General features: G+C 70.7%; 26 protein-coding genes, 1 pseudogene and 1 riboswitch. Of the genes and pseudogenes, 13 read left to right on the forward strand and 14 right to left on the reverse strand.

Annotation, left to right across the window (positions count from 1 at the left end; all coding sequences use genetic code 11):
* Positions 1-52: 52 nt before the first annotated feature.
* Positions 53-192, reverse strand: a riboswitch (cobalamin riboswitch).
* Positions 193-416: 224 nt separating this feature from the next.
* Entirely contained in the window at positions 417-683 is a 267-nt protein-coding gene (locus IG08_RS0135580; protein WP_078655875.1) for a DUF397 domain-containing protein, read from the forward strand.
* A gap of 244 nt (positions 684-927) precedes the next feature.
* Here IG08_RS0135580 and IG08_RS54725 read toward each other — a convergent pair whose 3' ends face one another.
* From IG08_RS54725 to IG08_RS0135610, 5 genes are all read right to left on the reverse strand, one after another.
* Positions 928-1,572 (reverse strand): hypothetical protein, encoded by a 645-nt coding sequence (locus IG08_RS54725; protein ID WP_043456069.1) that lies wholly within the window; start codon positions 1,570-1,572, stop codon positions 928-930.
* A gap of 41 nt (positions 1,573-1,613) precedes the next feature.
* Positions 1,614-2,480 carry a helix-turn-helix domain-containing protein gene (locus IG08_RS0135595; RefSeq protein ID WP_030612474.1) on the reverse strand — a complete coding sequence of 289 codons (867 nt, stop codon included), beginning with the start codon at positions 2,478-2,480 and terminating at the stop codon, positions 1,614-1,616.
* 324 nt (positions 2,481-2,804) lie between these two features.
* Positions 2,805-3,026 carry a hypothetical protein gene (locus tag IG08_RS0135600; RefSeq protein WP_030612477.1) on the reverse strand — a complete coding sequence of 74 codons (222 nt, stop codon included), beginning with the start codon at positions 3,024-3,026 and terminating at the stop codon, positions 2,805-2,807.
* A gap of 31 nt (positions 3,027-3,057) precedes the next feature.
* The gene (locus IG08_RS0135605; protein ID WP_030612479.1) at positions 3,058-4,308 is read right to left on the reverse strand and encodes an inorganic phosphate transporter; all 1,251 of its coding nucleotides are present in this window, start codon (positions 4,306-4,308) and stop codon (positions 3,058-3,060) included.
* Positions 4,309-4,461: 153 nt separating this feature from the next.
* A complete protein-coding gene (locus tag IG08_RS0135610) occupies positions 4,462-5,211 on the reverse strand; it encodes a lysozyme (RefSeq protein ID WP_030612481.1) in 750 nt (249 codons plus the stop codon).
* Positions 5,212-5,407: 196 nt separating this feature from the next.
* Here IG08_RS0135610 and IG08_RS0135615 point away from each other — a divergent pair, with 196 nt between their 5' ends.
* The 3 genes from IG08_RS0135615 to IG08_RS0135625 all read left to right on the forward strand — a co-directional run bounded on the left by IG08_RS0135615 (position 5,408) and on the right by IG08_RS0135625 (position 8,947).
* A complete protein-coding gene (locus IG08_RS0135615) occupies positions 5,408-6,139 on the forward strand; it encodes a class II aldolase/adducin family protein (RefSeq protein ID WP_030612483.1) in 732 nt (243 codons plus the stop codon).
* A gap of 124 nt (positions 6,140-6,263) precedes the next feature.
* Positions 6,264-7,391 (forward strand): alpha/beta hydrolase, encoded by a 1,128-nt coding sequence (locus IG08_RS0135620; protein ID WP_030612485.1) that lies wholly within the window; start codon positions 6,264-6,266, stop codon positions 7,389-7,391.
* A 158-nt stretch (positions 7,392-7,549) separates the two neighbouring features.
* Positions 7,550-8,947, forward strand: coding sequence for a hypothetical protein (locus IG08_RS0135625; protein WP_199820961.1), 1,398 nt, complete (start codon positions 7,550-7,552; stop codon positions 8,945-8,947).
* Positions 8,948-8,957: 10 nt separating this feature from the next.
* Here the strand turns inward: IG08_RS0135625 and IG08_RS0135630 are convergent, their stop codons facing one another.
* Both IG08_RS0135630 and ypfJ read right to left on the reverse strand, forming a co-directional pair.
* On the reverse strand, positions 8,958-9,371 hold the full coding sequence (locus IG08_RS0135630) for a VOC family protein (protein ID WP_030612492.1): 414 nt from the start codon (positions 9,369-9,371) through the stop codon (positions 8,958-8,960).
* Between the two features lie 99 nt (positions 9,372-9,470).
* Positions 9,471-10,369, reverse strand: a pseudogene (gene ypfJ / locus IG08_RS54730) (KPN_02809 family neutral zinc metallopeptidase).
* Between the two features lie 210 nt (positions 10,370-10,579).
* Here ypfJ and IG08_RS0135640 point away from each other — a divergent pair.
* From IG08_RS0135640 to IG08_RS0135650, 3 genes are all read left to right on the forward strand, one after another.
* Positions 10,580-12,178, forward strand: a complete 1,599-nt coding sequence (locus IG08_RS0135640; protein WP_030612495.1) for an ABC-F family ATP-binding cassette domain-containing protein — start codon at positions 10,580-10,582, stop codon at positions 12,176-12,178.
* A 375-nt stretch (positions 12,179-12,553) separates the two neighbouring features.
* Positions 12,554-12,775: a helix-turn-helix domain-containing protein gene (locus tag IG08_RS0135645; protein ID WP_010355597.1), complete on the forward strand. Its 222-nt coding sequence runs from the start codon at positions 12,554-12,556 to the stop codon at positions 12,773-12,775.
* A 116-nt stretch (positions 12,776-12,891) separates the two neighbouring features.
* Positions 12,892-13,695, forward strand: coding sequence for an enoyl-CoA hydratase/isomerase family protein (locus tag IG08_RS0135650; protein ID WP_030612500.1), 804 nt, complete (start codon positions 12,892-12,894; stop codon positions 13,693-13,695).
* A gap of 2 nt (positions 13,696-13,697) precedes the next feature.
* Here the strand turns inward: IG08_RS0135650 and IG08_RS0135655 are convergent, their stop codons facing one another.
* Positions 13,698-14,417, reverse strand: a complete 720-nt coding sequence (locus IG08_RS0135655) for a hypothetical protein (RefSeq protein ID WP_030612503.1) — start codon at positions 14,415-14,417, stop codon at positions 13,698-13,700.
* An 87-nt stretch (positions 14,418-14,504) separates the two neighbouring features.
* Here IG08_RS0135655 and IG08_RS0135660 point away from each other — a divergent pair, with 87 nt between their 5' ends.
* The 5 genes from IG08_RS0135660 to amaP are packed head-to-tail and all read left to right on the forward strand — an operon-like array spanning position 14,505 to position 16,871.
* On the forward strand, positions 14,505-14,993 hold the full coding sequence (locus IG08_RS0135660; protein ID WP_030612507.1) for an Asp23/Gls24 family envelope stress response protein: 489 nt from the start codon (positions 14,505-14,507) through the stop codon (positions 14,991-14,993).
* Positions 14,994-15,026: 33 nt separating this feature from the next.
* Positions 15,027-15,221: a hypothetical protein gene (locus IG08_RS0135665; RefSeq protein ID WP_020121359.1), complete on the forward strand. Its 195-nt coding sequence runs from the start codon at positions 15,027-15,029 to the stop codon at positions 15,219-15,221.
* A gap of 5 nt (positions 15,222-15,226) precedes the next feature.
* Positions 15,227-15,610 carry an Asp23/Gls24 family envelope stress response protein gene (locus IG08_RS0135670; RefSeq protein WP_030612514.1) on the forward strand — a complete coding sequence of 128 codons (384 nt, stop codon included), beginning with the start codon at positions 15,227-15,229 and terminating at the stop codon, positions 15,608-15,610.
* Positions 15,607-16,287 (forward strand): DUF6286 domain-containing protein, encoded by a 681-nt coding sequence (locus tag IG08_RS0135675; RefSeq protein WP_030612517.1) that lies wholly within the window; start codon positions 15,607-15,609, stop codon positions 16,285-16,287. Before IG08_RS0135670 ends, IG08_RS0135675 begins: the two co-directional genes overlap by 4 nt.
* Before the next feature lie 5 nt (positions 16,288-16,292).
* Positions 16,293-16,871, forward strand: a complete 579-nt coding sequence (gene amaP / locus IG08_RS0135680; protein ID WP_030612520.1) for an alkaline shock response membrane anchor protein AmaP — start codon at positions 16,293-16,295, stop codon at positions 16,869-16,871.
* Positions 16,872-16,877: 6 nt separating this feature from the next.
* Here the strand turns inward: amaP and IG08_RS0135685 are convergent, their stop codons facing one another.
* From IG08_RS0135685 to IG08_RS0135705, 5 genes are all read right to left on the reverse strand, one after another.
* Entirely contained in the window at positions 16,878-17,633 is a 756-nt protein-coding gene (locus tag IG08_RS0135685; protein WP_030612523.1) for an SDR family oxidoreductase, read from the reverse strand.
* A 5-nt stretch (positions 17,634-17,638) separates the two neighbouring features.
* A complete protein-coding gene (locus tag IG08_RS0135690) occupies positions 17,639-19,423 on the reverse strand; it encodes a glycoside hydrolase family 15 protein (RefSeq protein WP_030612526.1) in 1,785 nt (594 codons plus the stop codon).
* A gap of 79 nt (positions 19,424-19,502) precedes the next feature.
* Entirely contained in the window at positions 19,503-20,297 is a 795-nt protein-coding gene (locus IG08_RS0135695; RefSeq protein ID WP_030612529.1) for an SURF1 family cytochrome oxidase biogenesis protein, read from the reverse strand.
* A gap of 48 nt (positions 20,298-20,345) precedes the next feature.
* Entirely contained in the window at positions 20,346-20,579 is a 234-nt protein-coding gene (locus IG08_RS0135700; RefSeq protein ID WP_078655876.1) for a hypothetical protein, read from the reverse strand.
* 99 nt (positions 20,580-20,678) lie between these two features.
* Positions 20,679-21,665, reverse strand: coding sequence for a DEDDh family exonuclease (locus IG08_RS0135705; protein WP_030612534.1), 987 nt, complete (start codon positions 21,663-21,665; stop codon positions 20,679-20,681).
* Positions 21,666-21,754: 89 nt separating this feature from the next.
* On the opposite strand from IG08_RS0135705, the gene IG08_RS0135710 reads away from it, so the two are divergent.
* A complete protein-coding gene (locus IG08_RS0135710) occupies positions 21,755-22,465 on the forward strand; it encodes a VIT1/CCC1 transporter family protein (RefSeq protein ID WP_030612537.1) in 711 nt (236 codons plus the stop codon).
* Here the strand turns inward: IG08_RS0135710 and IG08_RS62580 are convergent.
* Positions 22,462-25,431, reverse strand: a complete 2,970-nt coding sequence (locus tag IG08_RS62580; RefSeq protein WP_052425005.1) for an NACHT domain-containing protein — start codon at positions 25,429-25,431, stop codon at positions 22,462-22,464. The two genes, IG08_RS0135710 and IG08_RS62580, sit on opposite strands and share 4 nt — an antisense overlap.
* Between the last annotated feature and the right edge of the window lie 51 nt (positions 25,432-25,482).

A 25,482-nucleotide genomic window follows, 5' to 3' on the forward strand; every position in this document is an offset into this window, starting at 1 on the left:
ACGGCAGCCGAACATGGCGATATGTCCTCACTCAGGGTGTCCACGCCCTGGTTCGACGAGACCGACGGCGAGAGTTCCTGGCTCCCGGGGCTACCTACCCCGGTGACAGTGGCGGGACCGCGCCGGATTCACACCGGCTTCCTCTTCTGCCGCCGTACATGGCTCCGGCAGTCCACCACGGGCCGAGAACAGCCGTCAACTTGCTGTTGACCTGCGACGGGAGAGTGTGCTGAGACCCACACGGGACCGGATTACGGCTAGGCAACGCCGAGTCGCAATTCGTAGAATTGGACACAACATCAGGGGAGCGGCACGGAACACTCGTGGACAGGTCCTGTCCGGTCTGGGCCCGGTTCGGTCAATCCGGCGACTCGGTGCCGTGTCCTTGCCCTTCAGGGCTAGCGTGCGTCGACCGGATGAACGTGCTCCGACCGGGGTCGACTCTCGGACATGGGGGAGGCGGTGTGGCCGACGGGTCGTCCGCGGGGCGTTGGCGGAAGAGCAGCTATACCAGTATGTCCGGGGACTGCGTCGAGGTCGCCAATCCAGGCGACGAGGTCTGGGTGCGCGACTCCAAGAACCGCCGGGAGCTGCATATGGTCGTGACCAGGGCGGCGTGGTCGACGTTTGTGACAGCGGTGGCGTCGGGGAGAGCCGGGGGCGACGTGATCCGTCCAGCGTGAGTCACGGGAGGCTGGGGGCACATGGTGGTTGAGAAGGGACGGCCGCCGCCGGGCAGGGGAGGCGCGGCGCACACGAAGCGGCTTGCGCTGGCGTCGTACTGCGGCGTCTGCGGAGCCGTGGCCACGGCCGTCGGAGCCCTGGCTTCTCTCCTGGTCGACGGCGTCCAGGAGAAACTGGCCGTTTGGCTCGTCACCTCGGCAGTGGTCGCCGCGGGTGCCGGGGTCGTCTGGGGTTTGGGGCCCGTCACGTTCCGCTGTCTCGCTGCGGGGCATCGCTCCGCCTCTCGTTCGCGGGACGATCTCCGTTCCTCATCGGGTCGTTGAGGCCCGCGGGGCCGGTTCGGCCTTGTGGCCGACCGGTGGGCGCTCGACGGTTCCGCAGCTTGCCCAGGAGCCAACCGACGGTCCCGGTCAGCAACGCGCTTCCCACCGAGACCAGTGCCACGTGCGCGGTGGGTGAGAGCCTGGCCTCCTGAAGGTCGAGTCCCTTTGCTATGTGCACGGACACCACCAGGCTTCCCACGAGCACGGAGATGCACAGAGTGAGGCAGCCGGCCTTGGCCAGGAAGCCCTTGAGTTCCTGGTCGTTTCTGTGGAGGCTGCGCTCGTGCTCGGAGTTCAGCAGGCCGTCCAGAGTGTCGGCCTGGTTCCGGTCTTTCATTCCCAGGGCGAACAGGTCATGGACCGTGTGATGGCTCCACGGCTCCTGAAGGGACTGGTTCTCGGCGGTGGTCGGCGTTTCCGCGGGATCCTGGGGTGTTGTGCTTTCGGGTGCGGGAAGCGTTCCTGTGGTCTGTGTTCCGGTGGGCGCGGCCCGGCTCTGGCCGACCGAGGTGGTCAAGGCCGTGAGGAAGCGCCGCACGAGCCCTGTCCAATCGAAGAGCGGCATCGCCGGCCCTCCCCTGCCGTGCCCGAGCCGTGGGCCCGGGGTCAGACCACGCTGAAGGCTTCCTTGGCCTCGTCGATCAGGTCGAGCGCCCGGCTCCCGCTGTAGGCGAGGTTCCGCAACTGCTCGAAGGAGTCCTGAAAGTTGGCCACGAGTTCGAAGTTGTCCCGGGTGGCGATCGCGCCTGCCTGGGAGAATTCGAGGTAGATCAAGTCTTCCTCGTCCTTGAAGCTGAGCAGAATGAACGCGGTCTGTGTGCTCAACAGGGCCCCCGCCGAGAACGGCAGGATCTGCAGAGTGACACGCGGGTGCTCGGCCATGTTCCTGAGGTGCTGCAACTGGCGGCGCATGACTTCCGGTTCGCCGATTCTGCGCCGTAGGGCCGCCTCGTCCACGACGAAGTGCAATTCGCCGATGCCGGTGTCTTCGTCGAAGACCCGCTCCTGTCGGGCGGTGCGGAAGTCCACGATCCTGCGCCGGAGAGCCGCATCGGGCACCTCGGGGGCGCCCAAGGCGTCCGCATAGTCCGCGGTGTGCAGAAGGCCGGGCAGCACGACGGGGTGGTAGGTACGCAGGGACGTGGCCGCGGTTTCGAAGCCGAGGTACTCGTAGAAGCGCGGAGCGGTGAGTCCGGCGAAGGGTGCCCACCAGGACTGCCCCTTGGAGTTGCGCGCGGCGTTCTCCAGGTCTGCCACCGTCTCAGGGTCCTCCAGCCGATACAGCTGAACGAGGGCGCGGAGATCGGTCAGCGCGACACTGACCGTTCCTGTCTCGATGCGGTTGAGCTTCGAGACGGACCAGTCCACCAGGCCTGCCGCCTCTTCCCGGGTCAGGCCGGCTTCCTCGCGGGCTCGACGCAGTGCGATGCGGAGCTTGCGGCGATTCAGGCTCGGGTCCACTTCCCTGCGCATGCCTCTTCCTTTGCTGCTCATAGCGAGCCGGCGGCGCTCCTGGCCAAGCGAGTGCAGGTCCCTCGATATGTGGCGAAGTGCTGCCTGTCCACTAGACTTGTGTCGCGCTGACCCTATCAGAAGGGTACACCTCTATATGACACATGTCGGAATGGCTTTCGGTGATTTGGATATGCCCGTCCGGCATGCGTCGGACGGACACCCTGCGTCCGCAGTGCCGCCCGCCCGGTGGGCTGCCGACATGGCTTTGAACAGGGAAACCCCCGTGAGTCACGACCGATGGTCGTGACTCACGGGGGTTTGGGTCGACGCGAGGCCGAAGCGTCAGACGACGATCAACGAGATTCCATATGCCACCGCCGCCGCACAAGCCCCGAAGCAGACGTACGCCCCGGTCAGCGCCAGCGCTGCGGACCCGCCCTGCTCGCTCGCCCGCTCGCGGCGGGAGAGGCCCATGACGCCGAGGGTGAACAGGGTCACCAGGCCCACGGTGACCACGAGGCTGACGCCGAAGACGGAGCCGAGAGCTGCCCAGTCGATCTTCATGCTGTTTCTTCCTTCGTACCTGGCTCGGGGCTCAGACGGTGGTGGCGGCCGGCGGGGCTGCCGGGTCGGCGGTCACGGTGGCGGCCGGCGCCGGGATCGTCGCCGTGAGGTCATCGGTCACCGTGCCCGCGGGCGGCGGGGTCACGGCGGCGATCGCCGTGGTGACGACGCCGGCCGGCTCCCCGGTTTCGTTGACGTTCGTCGCGTCGACGACCTCGCGGCGGGAGATCTTCCAGATCGCGGCGCTGGAGGCGATCAGGAAGACCGCGACCACGGCCGTACCCCAGTCACCGAGGTCGGTGACGGACTCGGCGAGCGCGCCGACCAGGGCCGCGGCCGGGAGCGTGAGGCCCCAGGCGACGAACATCCGGGTCGCCGTCGACCAGCGGACCACGCCGCCCTTGCGGCCGAGACCCGCGCCCATCACCGCGCCGGAGACGGAGTGCGTGGTGGAGAGGGAGAAACCGATGTGGGAGGAGGCCAGGATGACCGTGGCCGCGCTGGTCTGGGCGGCGAAGCCCTGCTGCGGCTGGAGGTCGGTCAGGCCCTTGCCCATGGTGCGGATGATGCGCCAGCCGCCGAGGTAGGTGCCGAGCGCGATGGCGAGACCCGCGGAGAGGATGACCCAGGTGGGCGGGTCGGAGTCGGGGGCGACGGCGCCGCCGGCGACCAGGGCGAGGGTGATGATGCCCATCGTCTTCTGCGCGTCGTTCGTGCCGTGGGCCAGCGAGACCAGGCCCGCGGAGGCGATCTGGCCGGTGCGGTAGCCCTTCGCGGCGGCCTTGCCGTCGGCCTTCTTGCCGAGGCTGTACGACAGGCGGGTCGCGAGCATCGCGGCGAGGCCCGCGACCAGCGGGGCCGCGATCGCCGGGATCAGAACCTTGGTGACCAGCACGTCACCGTGGACGGCACCCGCGCCGGCCGAGGCGATGGTGGCGCCGATCAGACCGCCCATGAGGGCGTGCGAGGAACTGGAGGGCAGACCCACCAGCCAGGTCAGCAGGTTCCAGAGGATCGCGCCGACCAGGGCGGCGAAGATGACCTCGGGACGGATGCCGGTCTCGTCGACGAGACCCTTGGAGATCGTGTTGGCGACCTCCACGGAGAGGAAGGCGCCTACAAGGTTCAGCACGGCGGACATGGCCACCGCGACCTTGGGCTTGAGCGCACCGGTCGAGATGGTGGTGGCCATCGCGTTGGCGGTGTCGTGGAAACCGTTCGTGAAATCGAACGCGAGTGCGGTTACGACCACAATCGCGAGGATCAGCGAGAAGTTTTCCATTTACCCAGGCAATCGTTCGAGGTCATTGGCTGATTGAACGTAGGCAACCTGAGTGAACGGAAGGTGAACTGGGGCAGGCCGCACGGTGTCCGGAACCGGCGGTTGTTGCTCCGTCGGGCTCCCATGATCCCGTACGGCCCGGACGCCCCATGACTACGAGCCTCGGGCGAACTTCCTCAGCTGGGTCCCGGACCCGTTGAAGAGATTCTGGTCACCCGGCAGGCTGCCGCTGTTGTCGTGCTGCCAGATCGTCCAGAACGACCAGCCGGCGGGCAGCGCTCCCGCGTCGGCGGAGTTGTAGCGGGCCACCCACAGCGCGTGGTTCGAGGCGAAGGCGCCACTCCTGCCGGTGCACGTGTTCCACCAGTGGGCGGTCGTGTAGATCACCGGTCGGCGGCCGGTGAGTCGCTTGACCTCGTTGCTGAACGACTTGATCCAGCTGACCATCTTGGCCTTCTTCAGGCCGTAGCACTTGTGCCTGCTGTCGTACGGGTTGTACTCGATGTCGAGCGCGGGCGGCAGAGTCCAGCCGTCCCCGGTCCAGGCGCCGCCGTTGCGCACGAAGTATCTCGCCTGCGCCGCGCCTGACGACTTGTTCGGCAGTGCGAAGTGGTACGCCCCGCGGATGATGCCCGCGTTGCGTGCGCCGTTGTACTGCTGGTTGAAGTACGGGTTGCGGTAGTTGGTGGACTCGGTCGCCTTGACGTAGACGAACTTGGCGCCCTTGGCCTTGGCCTTCGACCAGTTGACGTTCTTCTGGTGGGAAGAGACGTCGTGCCCCTTCGGCAGGCTCGCCGCGGAGGCGGGCGTCTCGGCGAGGGCGACCCCTGAGACGGTGAGTGCCGCCACGGATGCCGCTATGGCGCGGCGGTGGCGGCGGGATGGTTTGCGATCACGTGCCATATGTCCCCCCGGAATGGCGTCGTGCACGACAAATCCCTCGGAGATTACTGGAAGATCGGCGAATCCTCGGCGTTCTCAGGCCAAGCCATGGAAGAGAGGGATGTATCCCGATATGCGCTCTTTCGGAGGACCGGCTTCCGGCCTAAAGTGCCTCCGCCCGGCGGCGGGTTGACGGGCTGACTGGCAGGATCGCGGCATGGCTGAGCAACGACGGGACCCGCGGGGCGAACGGGGTGCCCGGGGCGGCGCACAGGATGTGCCGGAGGCGCGGGGGAAAGGTGTGGGCGCCGAGGAGGCGCGCGCCTGGGAGGAACTCGTCGACGCGGCACGCCGGACGGTGTCCGACGGACTGGTCGTCGGCACCTCCGGCAATGTCTCGGTGCGCGTCGGGGACACCGTCCTGGTCACACCGTCGGGCGTCCCCTACGACCGGCTCACGCCCGATGACGTGACCGGCGTCGGCCTGGACGGCCGGCAGGTCCTCGGTACGCTCGTCCCCACCAGCGAACTGCCCATGCATCTCGCCGTCTACGGCAGCACCGACGCCCGCGCCGTCGTCCACACCCACGCCGTGCACGCGACGGCCGTCTCCACCCTCGTCCCCGAGCTTCCGGCGATCCATTACATGGCCGGCGCGCTCGGCGGTTCCGTCCGGGTTGCCCCGTATGCCACGTACGGCACCGAGGAGTTGGCCGAGAACATGCTCCGCGCCCTGGCCGACCGCTCCGCCTGCCTCCTCCAGAACCACGGCACGATCGCCTACGGCACCTCCCTCGCCCAGGCCTACGACCGCACGGCCCAGCTGGAGTGGATGTGCCGCCTGTGGCTGACGGCGTCCTCGGTCCCGGGTCTGGCCCCCTCGTTGCTGTCCGAGGATCAGGTGAACGAGGCGGGGGAGCGGCTGAGGGGGTACGGACAGCGGGGCTGAGGGCTTTCCTCCGGCATGGCGGTGCGCTCATTCCTTTCACTGGGCCGCTCATTCCTCTCAGGAAAGGTCACCCCGAGCCGTCCTCCCGCTGGCCGGTCACCGGGTCCGCCAGGACACTGGACCCGTGCGCAATGTCAGAGCGACGGCCGCTGCCGTCACCGCAGCCCTCGCCGCCGGCGCGGCCGGTGTCGTCGCCGGGCGGCTCGCCAGCGACGCCGCGCTCAAGGCGCCGCCGGGCCGGCCACTGCCCGGCGAACCCCGGCTCACCGTGCACGCGACGGCCGCGGGCCGGATCGCGCTCACCCGTGACCTGGCCGCCCTGCGCCCCGGCACCTACGGCCTCGACGGCGACGCCTCGCACGCGGTCGTCGGCGCGGTCCTCGGCACGGAGGCCCACTCCGCCGACACCGTCGTACGCCGCCTGGAGCGCGTCACGCGCGGCACCCTGCACCCCGGCGACAAGGTCTGGTTCACCCCGACCGTGCACGTCGGCACCCCGAGCACCGCCCTCGACCTGGACCACACCGACGTCGAGATCCCCGGCGAACTCGGCACCCTGCCCGCGTGGTTCGTGCCCGGCGTCCGGGACACCTGGGTCATCGCGGTGCACGGCCTGGGCACCACCCGCGAACACCCCATGAACATCATGAAGTTCCTGCACCGCCACCGCTTCCCGGTGCTCGCCCTCGCCTACCGCGGCGACCTCGGCGCCCCCCGCCCGCCGGACGGCCTGAACCACTTCGGCGAGACCGAGTGGCGCGACCTGGACGCGGCGATCCGCTACGCCGTCAGCCACGGCGCCCGGCAGGTCGTCCTGCACGGCTGGTCCACCGGCGCCACCATGGCGCTGCGCGCCGCCGCGCACGCGGGCCTGCGCGAGCGGATCTCGGGACTCGTCCTGGACTCTCCGGTCCTCAGCTGGGAGACCACCCTGCGGGCCCTCGTCGCGGCCCGGCGTACGCCCGGTGCCCTGCTCCCGCTCGCGGTACGCGCAGCACAGGGTCGCACCGGCCTGTACGGCGACCGCGCCGCCCGGCCCTTCGCCGACAGCCGGTCCCTGCCGCCGACCCTGATCGTCCACGGTCCGGACGACACGGTGGCTCCCTGGGGTCCCTCCCGCAGTCTCGCGGCCGCCCATCCGAACCGGATCGCCCTCCACACCGTCCGGCACGCTCCCCACGCGGCCATGTGGAACGCCGACCCCGACGCCTACGAAGAGGCGCTGCGCCGCTTCCTCACCCCGCTGATGTGACCCCCTTCCGATCCCGGCACCCCGGGTTCCGTTTAAGCGCGTACCAGTGGCCTGATCTCGGCCTATGACCCCCGGCGAGGCCCCGGCGTTGACCATCCCCCTCGCCCCCCGTGGCATTCCGTTTGGGTTTTCGGACCGTCAACCGGAAGACTGCACCCGTGACGTCCCGTATCCCGCGCGACTCCAGGCTTCGACTCGTCCGCCCGCGACCCCTGGCCGCCGCCCCCCGAGCCGTGAACCAGCGGCGCCCGCGCCGCCCTGCGCCCCGCCCCCCGGAAGGCACACCGGCTCCCGCGGAACTGGCCAGAATGGCACGCTCCGGTCTGGCCGCAGCGGCCCGCGTCGCCCACTGGGCCGACGCCGCCCTCCGCCTCGGCCGTGACGGCTCGAACTCCGACGGCAAGGGCACCCTCTCCGACGAGACCGCCCAACGGGCGGCCGGCGACCTGGGCCTGACCGTGGCTCAGGTCCGGGCCGACTGGGACACCGCCCGCCTCGCCGGCCTCGTCGAGGTGCACGGCGACACCGCCCGCCCCGGCTGGCGGCTGCGTGCCTGGGACCGCGACGACAGTGCCGTGCTGCGCGGCTGGGTCGCCCTCTTCGACGCCTGGTCGCTCGCCCACCCGGAGTCCGCCGACCGCGAGCCCGGCGCCGTCGCCGAGGTCGTCTCGGCCATGCCCCAGGTGCTCTCCTTCCTCCAGCTGTCCGCCGGCCCCGTCCCCGTGGAGCAGCTCCTGGACCTCCTGGAGCAGCGCGTCACCGAGCTGCGCACCGAGCGCTGCGAGATCCCCTACGGCCCCCAGCCGGAGCCGAGCACCGAGGACATCTCCCTCGCCCCCCTCGCCCCTCTTCTCGAATGGGCCCTGCAGGCCCTCGCCTCCGTCGGCGCCCTCACCTACGGCGACGCCCAGGCCACGCTCACCCCGCTGGGCAGCTGGGCGGTCTGGGTCAAGCTGGAGCAGATCTGCGTCGCCGCGCAGAGCCCCGCCGGGAACATCGAGCAGGCCGCCGAGGGCATGCTCCGCGGCTGCGCCCAGCTGCGCCCCAACGCGGCCCGTGCCGAATACCGCGCCTGGCTCGCCGCCCGCCCCGTCGGCAGCGCCGTCACCGAACTCATCGGCGCCGCCCGCGGCGACGACGCCCTGCTGCGCGGCCTCGCCTTCGAGGCGCTGCGCGTGGTCGGCGCCCCCGCCGAGCCCGACGTCCGCTCCGTGGCCGACGAGCCCACCCTGCGGCCGTACGCCCTGCTCTGGCTGGCCGAGCACGACGGGATCGACCCGGAGGATGCCCACGAGGTCCTCACCCGGGAAGAAATGACCTGGCTGTGGGTCGACACCGCCGCCGCCGTCGCCGACCACGGCGAGGCACCGATGCTGGTGCGGCACCTGGAGTCCGCGGTGCAGCCGACCGTCCCCATGCTGCTGGACGAGGTGCGCGCCGTCGGTCACCCCCGCACCGTGCAGGTCCTGGTCGCGCTCGCCGCGGCGCACCCCGACCCGGCCCTCGCGAAGGCCGTGCGCCGGGCCGCCTTCCAGGTGCACACCGGCGGCAGCTGACAGCGGGCCGTCAGCCCCCGATCTCGGGGGCGTACGTGCCGAAGCTCCACACGTTGCCCTCGGCGTCCCGGGCCATGTAGTCCCGTGAGCCGTACTCCTGGTCCGTCGGGGGCATCAGGATCTCCGCGCCGTGCTCCACGGCGCGCCGGTGGTGTGCGTCGACATCGTCCACGACGACGTACACCCCGGTCGTGCCCGCGTCCTTCATCACCGCGTCGAAGGAGCTGCCGGTGCCCTTGGAGCCGATCATGACCGCGCCGTTGCCCTGCACCAGCTCGGCGTGCATCACCGAGCCGTCCTCACCCTCGTACACCGAGAGCTCCGTGAACCCGAAGGCCTCCGTGAGCTGCCTGATCGCCGTCTTCGCGTCCGTGTAGAGCAGCGTCGGATAGATGCTCGGACGCCCACCGCTCGTGCCTGCCATGTCGATCACTCCCTTGTGACCAAAAAGCCGGAAATTCCGTCTGCTGCCCAGTCTTGCAGCGCCCACTGACAATGCCCCGCCGACCGCGGACCCGCGACCTCAGCGGAACGTGTTGCACCGCCCCATGTCCCCGGTCCGGAAGCCCTGCCGGAACCACTGCTGCCGCTGCCCGGCCGACCCGTGCGTCCACGTCTCCGGCGTCACCCGCCCCTGGAACCGCCCCTGGAACCGCTCCTGGATCCGGTCGTCGCCCACGGCCGCCGCCGCGTCCAGACCGTCGGTGATGTCGGCGTCGGTGAGGCTGGTGATCAGCGGCCGCCCGGCGAACCGTCCTTCGTCGTCGTCGCGTGGTGCGCCCAGACGCCCGCGTAGCAGTCCGCCTGCAGCTCCGCCTTCACGGCGTTGCTGTCCGCACCCGTCCGCCCGTCCTGCGACCGGCTCAGCGTGCCCATCAGGTCCTGCACATGGTGCCCGTACTCGTGCGCGACGACGTACGCCTGCGCGAACGCCCCGCCGCTCGCGCCGAACGTCGTCCGCAGCTCGTCGAAGAACCCCAGGTCGAGAGAGACCTTCCGGTCGCCGGGGCAGTAGAAGGGCCCGACCGCGGTGCTCGCCGACCCGCACGCCGTGCCCACCCGCTGACCGAAGAAGACCGTCGGGGAGGACGTGTACGTGCCGCTGCGGCGCTCGAACTCCTGGTCCCAGTAGTCCTGCACGCTGTTGACCACCGCCACGACGCGGCAGTCGTCCTTGGTGTTCGCGTCCTGTCCGGTACGGCAGCTCTGCTGGACCTGAGCGAGCGCGGAGACCGTGGCCACGGGCTGGCCGGTCCCCTCGGCGAGCCCGAGCCGGTCCGGCCCGACCCCGAGGAAGAGCCCCAGAAGGAGCGTGATCAGCCCGGCGATGCCGCCGACGGTCGCCCTGCCGCCCGGGATGCGGCTGCCGCGCACGTCCTGCACCTCGGAGGTGTCCAGCCTGGCGTCGTCGTCGAACTGCATGTCGTCATCGTCGCCCGGCACCCCCTGGCCGAGCGCCGGGCGCTGACCCGAACGAGGGACAGTGTGATGCGCGGCTCGAACACCCGCACACAGAAAAAATGCTTGCACGGCCCCGTTAGACTTGGCCCATGGCCATTCTCCTCGCGCATTAGACGGCGGGAACGTCCTCAGCCGTCCACCCCGCCAAACAACCCGCCCTGGAGTCTGTCCGTGATCTCCGCCTCCGGTATCGAGCTGCGTGCCGGCGCCCGCGTCCTCATCGAGTCCGCCACCTTCCGTGTCGCCAAGGGCGACCGCATCGGCCTGGTCGGCCGCAACGGCGCCGGCAAGACCACCCTCACCAAGTGCCTCGCCGGCGAGGGCATCCCCGCCGGCGGCACCATCACGCGCTCCGGCGAGGTCGGCTACCTCCCGCAGGACCCCCGCACCGGCGACCTCGACGTGCTCGCCCGCGACCGCATCCTCTCCGCGCGCGGCCTGGACACCCTGATCCGCAAGATGCGGGAGAACGAGCAGCGCATCGCGAACGGCTCGGGTGCCACCCGCGAGAAGGCCCTGAGGCAGTACGAGCGCCAGGAGACGGAGTTCCTCACCAAGGGCGGGTACTCCGCCGAGGCCGAGGCCGCCACCATCGCCGCCGCGCTCAATCTGCCGGACCGGGTGCTCGGCCAGCCCCTGCACACTCTCTCCGGCGGTCAGCGCCGCCGTATCGAGCTGTCCCGCATCCTCTTCTCCGACGCGGACACGCTGCTCCTCGACGAGCCGACGAACCACCTCGACGCCGACTCGATCGTCTGGCTGCGCGACTACCTCAAGACCTACCGCGGCGGTTTCATCGTGATCTCTCACGACGCCGACCTGGTCGAGACGGTCGTGAACAAGGTCTTCTACCTGGACGCCAACCGCGCCCAGATCGACGTCTACAACATGGGCTGGAAGCTCTACCAGCAGCAGCGCGAGGCCGACGAGAAGCGCCGCAAGCGCGAGCGGCAGAACGCCGAGAAGAAGGCCGCCGCGCTGCACTCGCAGGCCGACAAGATGCGTGCCAAGGCCACCAAGACGGTCGCCGCGCAGAACATGGCGAAGCGGGCCGACCGGCTGCTCGCCGGCCTCGACGCCGTACGGGTCTCCGACAAGGTCGCCAAGCTCCGCTTCCCCGACCCCGCGCCCTGCGGCAAGACCCCGCTGACGGCCGAGGGCCTGTCGAAGTCGTACGGCTCCCTGGAGATCTTCACCGACGTCGACCTGGCCATCGACAAGGGCTCGAGGGTGGTCATCCTCGGCCTCAACGGCGCCGGAAAGACGACCCTGCTGCGGCTCCTCGCCGGTGCCGAGCAGCCGGACACCGGCGCGGTCGTCCCCGGCCACGGCCTCAAGATCGGCTACTACGCCCAGGAGCACGAGACCCTCGACCCGGAGCGCTCGGTCCTGGAGAACATGCGCTCGTCCGCCCCCGACCTGGACCTGGTCGAGGTCCGCAAGGTCCTGGGCTCCTTCCTGTTCTCCGGCGACGACGTCGACAAGCCCGCCGGCGTCCTCTCCGGCGGCGAGAAGACCCGCCTCGCCCTCGCGACCCTGGTCGTGTCCTCGGCGAACGTGCTTCTCCTCGACGAGCCCACCAACAACCTCGACCTGGCCAGCCGCGCGGAGATCCTCGGCGCGCTGCGCACCTACAAGGGCGCGGTCGTCCTGGTCACGCACGACGAGGGCGCGGTCGAGGCCCTCCAGCCGGAGCGGATCATCCTGCTGCCCGACGGCGTCGAGGACCTGTGGGGCGCGGACTACGCGGATCTGGTCTCTCTCGCCTGAGCCTCGCCCGAGAGCCGGTACCGCTTGATCGAAAGCGTGATCCACGGCGTGATCCACGGCGTATGGATCATTCGGCCGATCCGTGATCCATCATCTGTGTGAGATCTCCTCGTACTGAGGTGTGTCCTACATCAATTTCGCGGCCGAGCCCTTTATCGACAAGGGCTCGGCCGCTGTGCGTCCCTGACCTGGCACTTCGCAGAAAAACCCGTTCGGCCGAACGAACACCACTGTGTGGAATTACAGATTCCACTTGTGGGGACTCGCTCCTGTCGTCAAAACCGTGTCTTACGGACCTTGCCGAATGGGTGGCCATGAACGCTCGGAGGGGTGATCATGAGAGGACCAGAGCGCACTTCCCATGAGGAGGCACGGGTGGCCGAGACTCTGAAGAAGGGCAGCCGGGTAACCGGCGCCGCGCGCGACAAGCTCGCGGCAGACCTGAAGAAGAAGTACGACTCCGGTGCGAGCATCCGAGCGCTGGCCGAGGAAACCGGCCGCTCGTATGGGTTCGTGCACCGGATGCTCAGCGAGTCGGGCGTCACGCTTCGTGGGCGTGGCGGAGCGACCCGGGGCAAGAAGGCCGCGACGTCCTGATTCGGGCGGCCATCGGCTTTCGATGGTGGCCACCCGGTCGGTCAGTCGACCGGCCGGGTGGTTACTGTGCAGTCACTTAGCTTTGCTCTGCTGACCGCACTCATCGGAGGCGCCTTATGGCTTCGCCCGGCCAGGACCTCGGTCCCCTGCTCGACAAGGACGGCGTCCGGCTCACCGTCGACGACGCGATCGCCACGGTCACGCTGACCAACCCGGCCAAGCGCAACGCCCAAAGTCCCGCTCTGTGGCGGGCGTTGGCCGAAGCCGGGCAGCTGCTGCCGGGCACCGTCCGTGTGGTCGTGCTCCGCGGCGAGGGCAAGTCCTTCTCCGCCGGGCTCGACCGGCAGATGTTCACGCCCGAGGGGATCGAGGGCGAGCCGTCCTTCATCGAACTCGCGCGCAGTGGCGACGCCGAACTCGACGCTGCCATCGCCGGGTTCCAGGAGGGCTTCACCTGGTGGCGGCGCAGCGACATCGTGTCCATCGCCGCGGTCCAGGGGCACGCCATCGGCGCGGGCTTCCAGCTCGCCCTGGCCTGTGACCTGCGCGTCGTCGCCGACGACGTGCAGTTCGCCATGCGCGAGACCAGCCTCGGGCTGGTGCCGGACCTCACCGGCACGCATCCCCTGATGGGCCTCGTCGGATACGCCCGGGCGCTGGAGATCTGCGCCACCGGGCGCTCCGTGCTGGCCGAGGAAGCGGTGAGCACCGGCCTCGCGAACCTCGCCGTCCCGGCGGACCAGCTCGACGACGCGGTACGCGACCTCGCGGGAGCGCTTCTCGCCGCCCCCCGGGACGCCGTCATCGAGACCAAGGCGCTGCTGCGCGGCGCACAGGACCGCACCTACGACGAGCAGCGCGGCGCCGAAAGGGCGGCTCAGACCCGACGGCTGCGGGACCTCGCCGGCATCGGCGAATGAGGCTAATGAGGCAGATGAGCGGTGACCAGCACGGCCACCGTCGGGTGATCCGGTAGCGCCTGCTCCACCCTCGCGCGGACCTCCCGGGCCACGTCCAGTGCCCGGAGGCCCGCGCCCACCGCCAGTTCGATCCGGACATGGCGGCGCGGCAGAGCACCGTCGGACTCCCGTTCCCCGATGTGCACCGGCCGGCCCAGCAGGCGGCCGGTCAGGCAGGCCACGCCGGCGACCTCCAGAGCGGCGGCGGCCGCGCGGCCCTCGTCACCATCGCCGGCCTCCGCGGGACGCGGCGCTTCGGGCTGCCGTACGGGAGACGGCTCTGCGCCCTCGTCCAGCAGGGCTGTCACCCGTAGGTCCACCTCCGCCAGGGCCAGACCGAGGTGTTCCGCCGCGGCCGTCGAGAGAACCGCACGCACGCGTGCCGCCGTCGTCGGCAGTGGCTCCGTCGGCGCGGCCTCGAACTCCGCCGTCAGGCGCAGCGGTCCGGGCGGCAGCGCGCTCGGCGGAGGCGGTACGACGGGCTCGTCCGCGTCCTCCGGGTCGGCGAGGCCGATCCGCACCGGACCCAGCCGTACGTCCCGCAACTCGTCCACCGAACGCCGGAGCACCGCTCCGGCCGCGTCCTCGGAGATCCACGCGCCGTCGCTCGGGCCGCCCAGGGGCAGAAGTCTGCCGAGCCCCAGCTGATGTCGTACCGCCTGCGTCCACCGCTCAGCCGTCATTCCTCCAGCCTGCCGCATCCCCGGCGCGGGAACGCGCAACCCCACTTACGGTGGTTCAAGGACGACGACCGAAAGGGACGTACGGCGATGACCGACATGACGGAGCCGAACCGCGCGCAGGCCCCCGAGGGCGAGAAGGAGCCACAGGCACAGAGCCCCCGCAAGACCGTCAAACGCGGTGGCGGGGACCCGGCGACCCGCGGGCGGACCACCATCGCCGACGGTGTCGTGGAGAAGATCGCCGGGCTCGCCGCCCGGGACGTCCTCGGCGTGCACGCGATGGGGAGCGGACTGAGCCGTACCTTCGGGGCGGTGCGGGACCGGGTGCCCGGCGGGTCGAAGTCCGTGACCCGCGGGGTCAAGGCCGAGGTCGGCGAGGTGCAGACCGCGCTCGACCTGGAGATCGTCGTCGAGTACGGCGTGTCGATCGCCGACGTGGCCCGGGCCGTACGGGAGAACGTCATCGCCGCGGTGGAACGTATGACCGGCCTCGAGGTCGTCGAGGTCAACATCGCCGTGAGTGATGTGAAGCTGCCGGACGAAGAGGACGAGGAGCCGGAGTCCCGGCTCCAGTGACGCATCCGTGACCGAAGAACGAAGGGAGGCACCATGAGCATGGCTGTGGTCGGCATGATCGCCGGCATGGCGCTGGGTTTCGCCGGGTACTTCGGCGGGTTCGGCGCCTTCCTGCTGGTGGCGGCGCTGGGCGCCATCGGTTTTGTCGTCGGCCGGTTCCTGGAGGGGGACCTGGAGATCGGCGACTTCTTCCGTACCCGTGACGACCGGCGCGACCGGCGGCCGTGACGACCGTGACCCCAGTGAGCAGCGAGGCCGGCGAGCTGCGCAGACCCCTGACCGCCGTCGCGCCCGGCGAGCGCGGAGCGACCCGGATCGCCGACCGGGTCGTCGCGAAGATCGCCTCGCAGGCGGCGCGCGAGGCGGTCGGTGAGCTGCCCGCCGATGCCGCGCCCCCGTACGCCACCGTCGTGGTCCACCACGACGTCGCCCGGATCCGCCTCCATCTCGAACTCGACTACCCCTGCGACATCGGCGCCCGTTGCCGTCGGGTGCGTCATCAAGTGGTCGAGCGGGTAGGCGCGTTGGTGGGCATGGAGGTACCGGAGGTCGCCGTCCAGGTGGAACGGCTGCATCCGGTGCCGACACACGGCGCGGCACAGGGGAGGACGCGATGAGCGAGCCCCAGGGCTCCGAGGGCACCACACAACGACTGCCGGTCATCGAGAAGGCGGCCGACACGGACCAGCTCGACCAGGCGGCCTCGGCGGCCGCCTACGGGCCACCACCAGTCCTGGAGGGCGAAGGAGGCGGGGACGGGCGCTTCTGGTCGGCACGGCGCGTGCCCGCGGGCATCGTCGCCCTGCTGCTCCTGGTCGTCGCCGGATTCTTCCTGTACGACATCGCAAGCGTCCGCGCCGACCGGCCGGCCATGAGCTGGCGCCGCGAACTGGCCCGGCAGCTCGCCGAACGGCCCCTGGACGACACCTGGGTGCTCGTCGGCGCCGGCGTAGCCCTGGCCCTCGGCCTGTGGCTGATCGTGCTGGCGGCCACGCCCGGTCTGCGGGCCGTGCTGCCGATGCGCCGCGCCCACGCCGACGTACGCGCCGGGCTGCACCGGGACGCGGCCGCCATGGTGCTGCGCGACCGGGCCATGGAGGTCGCCGGCGTGCAGTCCGTACGGGTGCGGATGGGCCGCTCGAAGGCCGACGTCCGCGCGGTCTCCCACTTCCGTGAACTGGACGACGTACGCGCCGACTTGGACGCCACGCTCGCCGAAGCGATCAGGGGGCTGGGGCTTGTCCGGCCGCCCGCGCTGTCGGTGCGCGTGGCCCGCAGCGGACGGAAGGGGTGAGCGCGGTGCTCAGGACCGTCAACCGAGTGCTGATCGGGGTGGTCGGGCTCGTGCTGGTCGTGGTCGGCGGGGCGGCGCTGGCCGTCGGACTCGGCCTGAACCCGCCGTCCTGGTGGATCCACGACGGCCGGCACGACGTCCTCCTCGACGACTCCGAGCGGACCCGCTGGCAGGACGCCGGCTGGTGGTGGCCGACGGTCCTCGCCGTGCTCGCCGTCCTCGTGCTGCTCGCCCTGTGGTGGGTCACCGCGGTACTGCGCCGCCACCGCCTCACCGAGGTCCTCGTCGACACCGGCGACGGCGAGGGCGCGCTGTTGCGGGGCCGGGCCCTGGAGGGCGTACTCGCGGGCGGGGCGGGGGAGTCGGACGGCGTGGCCCATGCTCAGGTCCAGCTGACCGGCCGACGCACGGCCCCGGAGGCCCGCGTACGACTCCGGCTGGAGCCGCACGCGGATCCGGGGACGGTCCTGTACCACCTGACGACGGAGGCACTGACACACGCGAGGGATTCGGCGGGCTTGGCGTCACTTCCGGCAGAGGTGCGGCTGACGGGCGTCAAGCACCGTGCGGAAAGGGTCAGTTGAGGGAACTCAGAACCCGTGCCGCATCCCACCGTCGACAGGCAACATGATCCCCGTCAGATAGGACGCGGCCGGCGACAGCAGGAACGCCGCCGCACGCCCGAATTCCTCCGGCATCCCATACCGCCGCAACGGAATCCGCGACTCGTTGGCAGCCCGCGTGGCCTCCGGATCCGCGGACAACCCGTCCAGCTCGCGCACGCGATCCGTGTCGATACGAGACGGCAGCAGCCCCACGACCCGAATCCCCCGCGGCCCCAGCTCGTCCGCGAGCGACTTGGCGAACCCGGCGAGCCCCGGCCGCAGCCCGTTGGAGATCGTCAGCCCCGGAATCGGCTCGTGCACCGACCCGGACAGCACGAACCCGATGACCCCGCCCGCGTCCAACTCGGCGGCAGCCGCCCGCGCGAGCCGCACCGCCCCCAGGAACACCGACTCGAACGCGGACTCCCACTGCTCGTCCGTGTTGTCGGCGAGGAACCCCGGCGCCGGCCCCCCGACGCTGACGAGGATGCCGTCGAAGCCCCCGAAGTGCTCGCGCGCGGCAGCGATCAGTCGCTCCGGCGCCGACGGGTCGGCGTTGTCGACGGCCACTCCGACGGCGTTCGCTCCCAGCTCGCCCGCCGCGGCAACCGCCCGCTTCTCGTCCCGCCCGGTGACGACGACCTTCGCCCCGTCGGCGACGAGCTCGCGCGCCGCGGCGTTGCCCAGCCCGCGGGTGGCTCCGGTGACGACGTACACACGGTCCTTCAGTCCAAGATCCATGGTCCCTATCCTGCCTCCTCGCCCCCGAACAGGGTGAGGGCGGTGTTCACCAGACCGATGTGGCTGAACGCCTGCGGGAAGTTGCCGAGCTGGACGGCGGCCACCGGGTCGTACTCCTCGGACAGTAGTCCCACGTCGTTGGCGAGGCCCAGGAGCCGTTCGAACAGTTCCCGCGCCTCCTTCGTCCGGCCCGTCATGTGCAGCGCGTCCGCGAGCCAGAACGAGCACACGAGGAAGGTGCCCTCGCCGCCGGGCAGTCCGTCGACGGCGGTCTCCTCGGCGCTGTAGCGGCGTACGAGGCCGCCGTGGTCCAGTTCCGCGCGGATCGCGTCGATGGTGCCCACCACGCGCGGGTCGTCGGGCGGCAGGAAGCCGACGCGCGGGATCAGCAGCAGCGAGGCATCGAGTTCGCGGGAGCCGTAGTACTGGGTGAAGGTGTTCCGCCCGGGGTCGTAGCCCTTCGCGCACACCTCGCCGTGCACCTCGTCGCGCAGCGCGCGCCAGCCGTCCACGTCGCCGCTCAGATCCGGGTAGTTCTCCAGGGCACGCACGGCGCGGTCGGCGGCGACCCACACCATCACCTTCGAGTGGACGAAGTCACGGCGGCCGCCGCGCACCTCCCACAGCCCCTCGTCCGGCTGCCGCCACGAGGACCGGAGGAACTTCAGCAGGACGCTCTGCAGGGACCACATGTGCGGCTTGGCGGGCAGGCCCGCCCGCCGGGCCAGCGACAGCGAGTCCATGACCTCGCCGTACACGTCCAGCTGGAGCTGTTTCACGGCCTCGTTGCCGATTCGTACGGGCTTGGAGCCGCAGAAACCGGACAGCCACGGCAGCTCGTACTCGGGCAGCCGGCGCTCGCCCGCGAGCCCGTACATGATCTGGAGGTCCGCCGGGTCGCCGGCGACCGCGCGCAGCAGCCAGTTCCGCCAGGCCTCGGCCTCCTCCAGATAGCCGCAGGACACCAGGGCGCCCAGGGTGAGAGTGGAGTCGCGCAGCCAGCAGTAGCGGTAGTCCCAGTTGCGCACCCCGCCCAGCTCCTCGGGCAGCGAGGTGGTGGCCGCGGCCACGATGCCGCCGGTCGGCCGGTAGGTGAGCGCCTTCAGGGTGATCAGGGAACGGACCACGGCGTCCCGGTGCGGACCGTCGTAGCGGCAGCGGGCCGCCCACGCCTGCCAGTCGGCGACGCTGCTCTCCAGCGTCTCGTACGGGTCGATCAGCGGCGGGCGCCGCTCGTGAGAGGGGTGCCAGGTGAGCACGAAGGCGACCTTCTCGCCCTTCTCGACGGTGAACTCGGAGTGCGTTCCGAAGTGCTCGCCCCAGGTACGCACCGGGGGCTCGCTGCGCAGCCACGTCGAGTCGGGCCCCGCGACGGCCACCCGGTGCCCGCCGGACCTGCGCACCCACGGCACGATCGAGCCGTAGTCGAAGCGCAGCCTGAGCGTGCTGCGCACGGTGACCCGGCCGCCGAGACCTTCCACGATGCGTACGACGTCGGGGGAGCGGTGGCGCTGCGGCATCAGGTCGGTGACACGCACCGTGCCCTCGTCCGTCTCCCACTCGGTGTCCAGGACGAGGGTGCCGGGGCGGTAGGCACGCCTCGTACACCGGTCCGCGCCCTTCGGAGCGATCCGCCAGTGGCCGTTCTCCTCGTCGCCGAGAAGTCTGGCGAAGCAGGCCGCCGAGTCGAAGCGGGGCAGGCAGAGCCAGTCGACGGAGCCGTCCAGGCCGACCAGGGCTGCGGTCTGTTCGTCGCCGATGAGGGCGTAGTCCTCGATACGGGGGTGCACGGAGTGCGGGTTCCCGGACCTGCGGTGCGGCAATCCGGGGCGGGGCCGGGCGGGTGAAACGGGGTTCGTTCCGGTGTCCCTACACCGTCGCCGGTTCCGTCTCCTCCGTGGTCTCCTCGGCCTCCGCCGCCCGCCGGTCGCGGAGCTCCCGACGGACCAGGACCACCCAGCCGATCGGGACGCCGATGGAGAACAGCCACCACTGGTAGGCGTACGCGTAGTTCAGCGCGGCGTCCTCGTTGCCGGGCTTGCCCATCAGCTCCGGGGTGTCGCCCTTCGGCTCGGGCGCGGTCTGGGCGAGGTAGCCGCCGAGTACCTGGACGCCGAGGCGCCGCGCCTGCTGCTCGCTGTTGATCAGCATGACCATCCGGTCCGGCAGGCCCTTGAGGTTCTTGATGCCGCTCGCCGCGGTCGTCTCGTCGGGCATCAGCCGCCCGGTGACGGTGATCTCGCTCTTCGGGGGCGCCGGGACCTTCGGGAACGCGGTCTGGCTCGCGCCGTCCGCGGGGATCCAGCCCCGGTTGACGAGCACGACCTTGCCGTCGTTCAGGACGAAGGGGGTCAGGACGTGGTAGCCGACCTCGTCGTCCGAGTTGGTGCGGCGGCGGACGACGACCTCGTCGTCGGTGTCGAAGTGACCCTTCGCGGTCACCGCGTGGTACCGCTCGTTCGTGGTGACCGTGTGTCCCGGGGAGGTCATCTTCTCCACGGGCACCGGGTCGGCGGACAGCGCGTCGGCGACCAGCTGGTTCCGGGCGCTGCGCTCCTCGTAGCGGTGCATCTGCCAGATACCCAGCCTGATCATCGTGGGGATGAGGAGGAGGGAGACCAGCGTGAGGATCACCCACTGCCGGGACAACAGGAAGCGGTACACCCCACGACCGTACAACTCGGGCCGTGGGGTGTTTCCGGAGGGGGGTGCTCAGACGCGGTCGACGATGCCCACCTTTCCCTCCGCGCGGGCGCAGTGGGCGCCGCAGAACCATTGACCCTCGACCTCGACGCCCTGACCGATGATCTGCACACGACAGTGCTCGCAGATGGGTGCCATGCGGTGGATCGCGCAGGAGAAGCAGTCGAAGACGTGCACCGCACCCTGCGCGTGCACCTCGAAGGTCATTCCGTAGTTGTTGCCACATACTTCGCAGGTCGCCATGGGCCACAGGGTGAGCCGTCGACGCGACGCGGGCGAGCGGGCGCCGGGCGAGTCGCCCGGCAATCACCCGTCCGTACGGTCATCTCTACGGCTTTATGGTCATCCCTCCGACGCCGGCTCCACGTTGCCGAGGAGTTGTCCGAACGCCGCCTCGTCGACGACCGGTGTGCCGAACTGCCGCGCCTTGACCACCTTCGACGTGCCCGAGTCCGGGTCGTTCGTGACGAGCAGGCTGGTCAGCCGGGAGATGCTGGTGGCGACGTGCAGTCCGGCCTCGATCGCGCGGTCCTCCAGGAGGTCGCGCTCGATCGACGTGTCCCCGGAGAACGCGATGCGCATGCCCTGCTTGAGTGGTTTGCCCTCTTCGTACCGCCCGGGGTTGGGGTAGGGGCACGCGGGCCTCTTGCGGGCGGGGCGCCAACTGGTGGGCTGGTAACTGCCGTAGCTCGGCTGCTGCTGCCGGGGCACCGCCCGGTCCGTCCACTCGGTCAGCGGCCGGCATTCGTGCAGTGGCAGCCGTACGCCGCCCGCGGCCGCGGCCCTGAGGCTCGGCCGGAACGCCTCCGCGAGCACGCGCGCGTCATCGAGGGCATGGTGCGCCCGCTGCTGTACGACGCCGAAGTGCGCGGCCAGCGACTCCAGCTTGTGATTGGGCAGCGGCAGGCCCAGCTCCTTGGAGAGCGCGATGGTGCACAGCCGCTGCCGCACCGGCGCCTCGCGCGCCGCGCGCGCGTACTCGCGGGCGATCATCTGCCAGTCGAAGACGGCGTTGTGCGCGACGAGCACCCGGCCGTCCAGGCGGGCCGAGAACTCCTCGGCGATCTCCTGGAAGAGGGGCGCGCCCTCCAGCACGTCACTCGTCAGCCCGTGGATCCACACCGGGCCGGGATCGCGCTCCGGGTTGACCAGTGTGTACCAGTGGTCCTCGACCTCGCCGTGTACGTCCAGCCGGTACACGGCCGCGGAGATTATCCGGTCGTCCCGGGCCAGGCCCGTGGTCTCCACGTCAACGACCGCGTATCCCTTGGGGTACGCGGTCGGCCACGCTGTGGGGGAGGACACTGCGGTCGTGGAGTCTTCGAGCATGGTTCATGAGGATACGGGCCGCGACTGACAGTCCCTCACGGGGAGCGTCGGTACCGGGCCGCGGGTACCCGCGGTGCGATCCTCCCGGTGTGACCGAACCAACGCATGACGAGGCCCATGGGGGCGCGCTCGGCGCCCGCCTCAACTGGTTGCGGGCGGCCGTCCTCGGGGCGAACGACGGCATCGTGTCCACCGCCGGCCTGGTCGTCGGCGTGGCGGGCGCGACGAGCGACCGATCGGCCCTGCTCACGGCGGGCCTCGCGGGTCTGCTGGCCGGCTCCCTGTCGATGGCGGCGGGGGAGTACGTGTCCGTCTCCGCCCAGCGCGACTCCGAGAAGGCCGCACTCGCCGTGGAGAAGCGGGAGTTGAAGGAGCAGCCGGAGGCCGAACTGGAGGAGCTGACGGAGCTCCTGGAGGAGCGGGGCCTCACCCGTGAGGTGGCCCGGGAGGCGGCCGTCCAGTTGACGGAACGGGACGCTCTGCGGGCCCACGCGCGCGTGGAGCTCGGTATCGACCCCGACGCCCTCACCAATCCGTGGCACGCGGCGTGGGCGAGCTTCCTGGCGTTCACGGTGGGGGCACTGCTGCCGCTGCTGGCGATCGTGCTGCCGGGGGCGGGGTGGCGGGTGCCGGTGACCGTGGTGTCGGTGTTGGGGGCGCTGGTGCTGACGGGGTGGAGCAGTGCGCGGTTGGGGGCGGCGGCTTCCGGCAGGGCGGTGGTGCGGAACGTGACGGGCGGGGCGTTGGCGATGGGGGTCACGTATGCGGTGGGGGCCTTGTTGGGGGCGGCGGGGGTTTAGTCGGGGGTGTCGGCGCCCTCCAGGGTGACGGTCACGTCTTCGCGGTCGGCGAGGGGACTCGGGTCGACGGGTTCGCCGGACTGAGTGCAGGCGTCGAGGATCAGGGACTTGAGCGCCGGCAGCTCACGGAGGGCACCGAGGCCCTGGGGGATGTCGCACCGCAACAGCCGGAGAGTGTGCAGGTCGGTCAGATGCGTGATCCAGCCGAGGTCCAACTGGTCCAGATCCGTGAGGCTCAGAGTGGCCAATGAATCGAGCGAGCGGTGACGCGAGATCTCGCCTGTCTGCGTCGCGCTCGAGAGCCCGAGTGATGTGAGGTGCGGCCAGCGCTCGATGCCGTCCAGCCTCAGGTATCGGGTCTGCGGGAAGAGACTGAGCATGGTGAGCTGAGTACCGACAGGCAGTTCGGCGACGCTCTCCATGAGGACCGGAAAGGCCAGACCTAGGACCCTGAGTTCGGGCATGTCCCGCAGAGTTTCCAGGGACGTTTCGTGGCTCAGGTTGAACAGGCCCAGATTGCTGATCGTCGTCATGGACGTGAGGGCCGACAGATCCTTGAGTTTCTCGTTGTTGCTGAGGTACAGGTCCTTCAGCTCTCTCAGGGCGTGCAGCGGTCCTAGGTCCGTGTGGTTGCCCATCAAGTGCACCGACCGGGTGTTGGGCAGGAGACGGAGCGCCTGGAGTTGTTCCGGCGTGCGCACATCAAGGGAGGCGGCGTCCCAGCGGCTGCCCGCCAGCACCTCCTCGGCGTAGGCCTGTGTGTCGAACGAGCCCCAGGCGTTGCACAACTCGTCCGCCACCCCTGTCCGGGTGTCCTCCCGATACCGCGAAATCACCGAAAGTGCCGCATCCCCCTTCAGTAGCGCCGCCGTCCGCACCACCGCCCCCGCGCTCCGCTCGTTCAGCCCGTCGGGCCCCGGCAGCAGCTCCAGCACCAACTCCCCGACCTTCGCCAGCTCTTCGGCCTCCGTGAGACTCCGCGGCGGCACCAACTCCCCGGCCCGCCCCTGCACCTCCGCCCGCACCTCCGGCTCCAACTCCGGCGCATGCTCCAGACAGGCGGCAGCCAGCAGCACCAGCCGGTGCCGAAGCCGCGGTGCCCGATCGGCCCGGCGCAGCAACTGCCGTAGCAGCCGCCCCCGTTCCTCCACGCGCGCGTGCCCTACGGCCATGCGCACCACGTCGTCCCACTGGTCGTCATGGGCGTTGCGCACCAGCACCCCGAAGTCCCGCGCCTCCACCGCCGCCTTCGCGCCGAGATAGTCCTGGAAGGTGCGGTGGACGAAGTCGACCGCACCCGGCACCGGTTCGCGCAGCAACCCGCTCCGGATCAGCAGGTGCTGGAACACCTGTCCGGCGTCGCCCTCGACCTGCGGCATCGCCGCGAGCCACTCGTCGATCATCTCGACGGCCTCGTCCCGCGCCGCCTCCACCTGGCCGTTCCGGATCAGCCAGTACGCCAGTCTCTGCAGCAGCAGGGTCTGTTCGTCCCGGGTGAGCGTGACGCCCTCGACGCCCAGGATCTCCCGCTCGGTGTCGCGTCGCACGAGCAGCATCTCCAAGGCCGCGTCGTACAACTCCTTGCGCGCACGCGGAAGTTGCATACGCCGGTCCCGGTTCAACGCGCACAGCAGGGCGCACATCAGCGGATTCGTCGCCAGCCGCCCCAGATCCCGCCGGGTCTTCACCGCACGCAGCAGCGAGTTCTCGTACGTGTCCAGCCGCTCCCGATCGCCGTCCTCCCGGCACTCCAGCCGCGCCGACCCGTGCCAGCGGGCGACGAACGCCCGGATGTCGTCCCGCCCCATCGGCAACAGCGAGTGCGCGACGAAGCCCTGCTGTCCCAGCCAGTCCTCCGGCACCGCCGACGGCCGCGTCGTCACCACGTACCGCGCCTCGGGGAAGGCCGCGACCAGCGACTTCAGCCAGTCCTCCGTACGGGCGCGCAGCCGGCTCGGCACCTCGTCCACGCCGTCCACCAGGACCAGCGCCCGCCCCTGGGTCAGCAGCGACTCGGCCCAGCCCGGCGCGGGCGACAGCGGTACGCCCGACGCGCGCAGGAAGTCCTCCGGCAGGGGCAGCGACTCCGCCGCCGTGAAGGACCGCAGCCGCAGTACGAACGGCACGCACCGGTTCCAGTCGGCCAGTTCGGGCCCGAAGCCGCGCCGCGCGGCGTTCAGCGCCAGCCACTGCACGAGCGTCGACTTCCCGGAACCCGCGGACCCGCGCAGCAGCACCCGGTCCGAACTCTCCAGCGCCTGCTCGGCCTTGAGCGTCGCGAGCCCCTGATGGAGCCCGAAACCCGTCGACCGCCCGCCGTCCCCGCTCACCGCCAGGCTGATGTACGACGTGTCCAGCGGCCAGTCCCGGCCCGACCGGCCGAGCGTCAGCCCGAACAGCTCCAGCCGCCCGTGCGTCTCGGTCAGATAGCGCGCGTACCGCTCCTCGAAGTCCAGCGCCGCCGCCTCCGGACGCGCGGCGGCGGTCCGGTCCCGCAGCATCAGCCCGGTCCGTCTCGTCTGCTCCACCGCAGCCCGCGCCGCGAACGACGGGTGGGCGGTGAGCTGTTCGACGAGATGGGCGCAGCACAGCTCCAGCAGCTCGGCGTAGAGCTCGCGCGCCCGCTCGGCCAGGTCCGCGACCGGGCGGCGCAGTCCGGCCGCCAGACGCCCGGGATCCAGGTCCACCGCGAACAACCGGTCCGCGTCGACCGGGCCCGCCGCCGCGAAGGTGTCCTGTACGGCGGCGACGGCCGCCAACCGCTCATGCTCCGGCAGCGAGGCGTACGACGCCGCGATACGGCCGGACAGCACCCGCGCCAGCTTCTCCGGCGCCGCCGGCTTCGGCAGCGGCCGCACCGGGTCGCTCACCAGCCCTGCCCCGGATGCCGGCTTGAGCAGCGACTTCGCGACCGTCGCGGCCACCGTCGACGCCAGCCGGACGAGCACCGTTTCGAGCCCCTGCATACCCGACCTCCCCCTGTCCAGGCAGAGGGCAGCGTAGGCCAGACGGAGGGG

Origin of the sequence: Streptomyces fulvoviolaceus (assembly GCF_000718165.1) — a bacterium.
GTDB classification, from domain to species: Bacteria; Actinomycetota; Actinomycetes; order Streptomycetales; family Streptomycetaceae; genus Streptomyces; species Streptomyces fulvoviolaceus.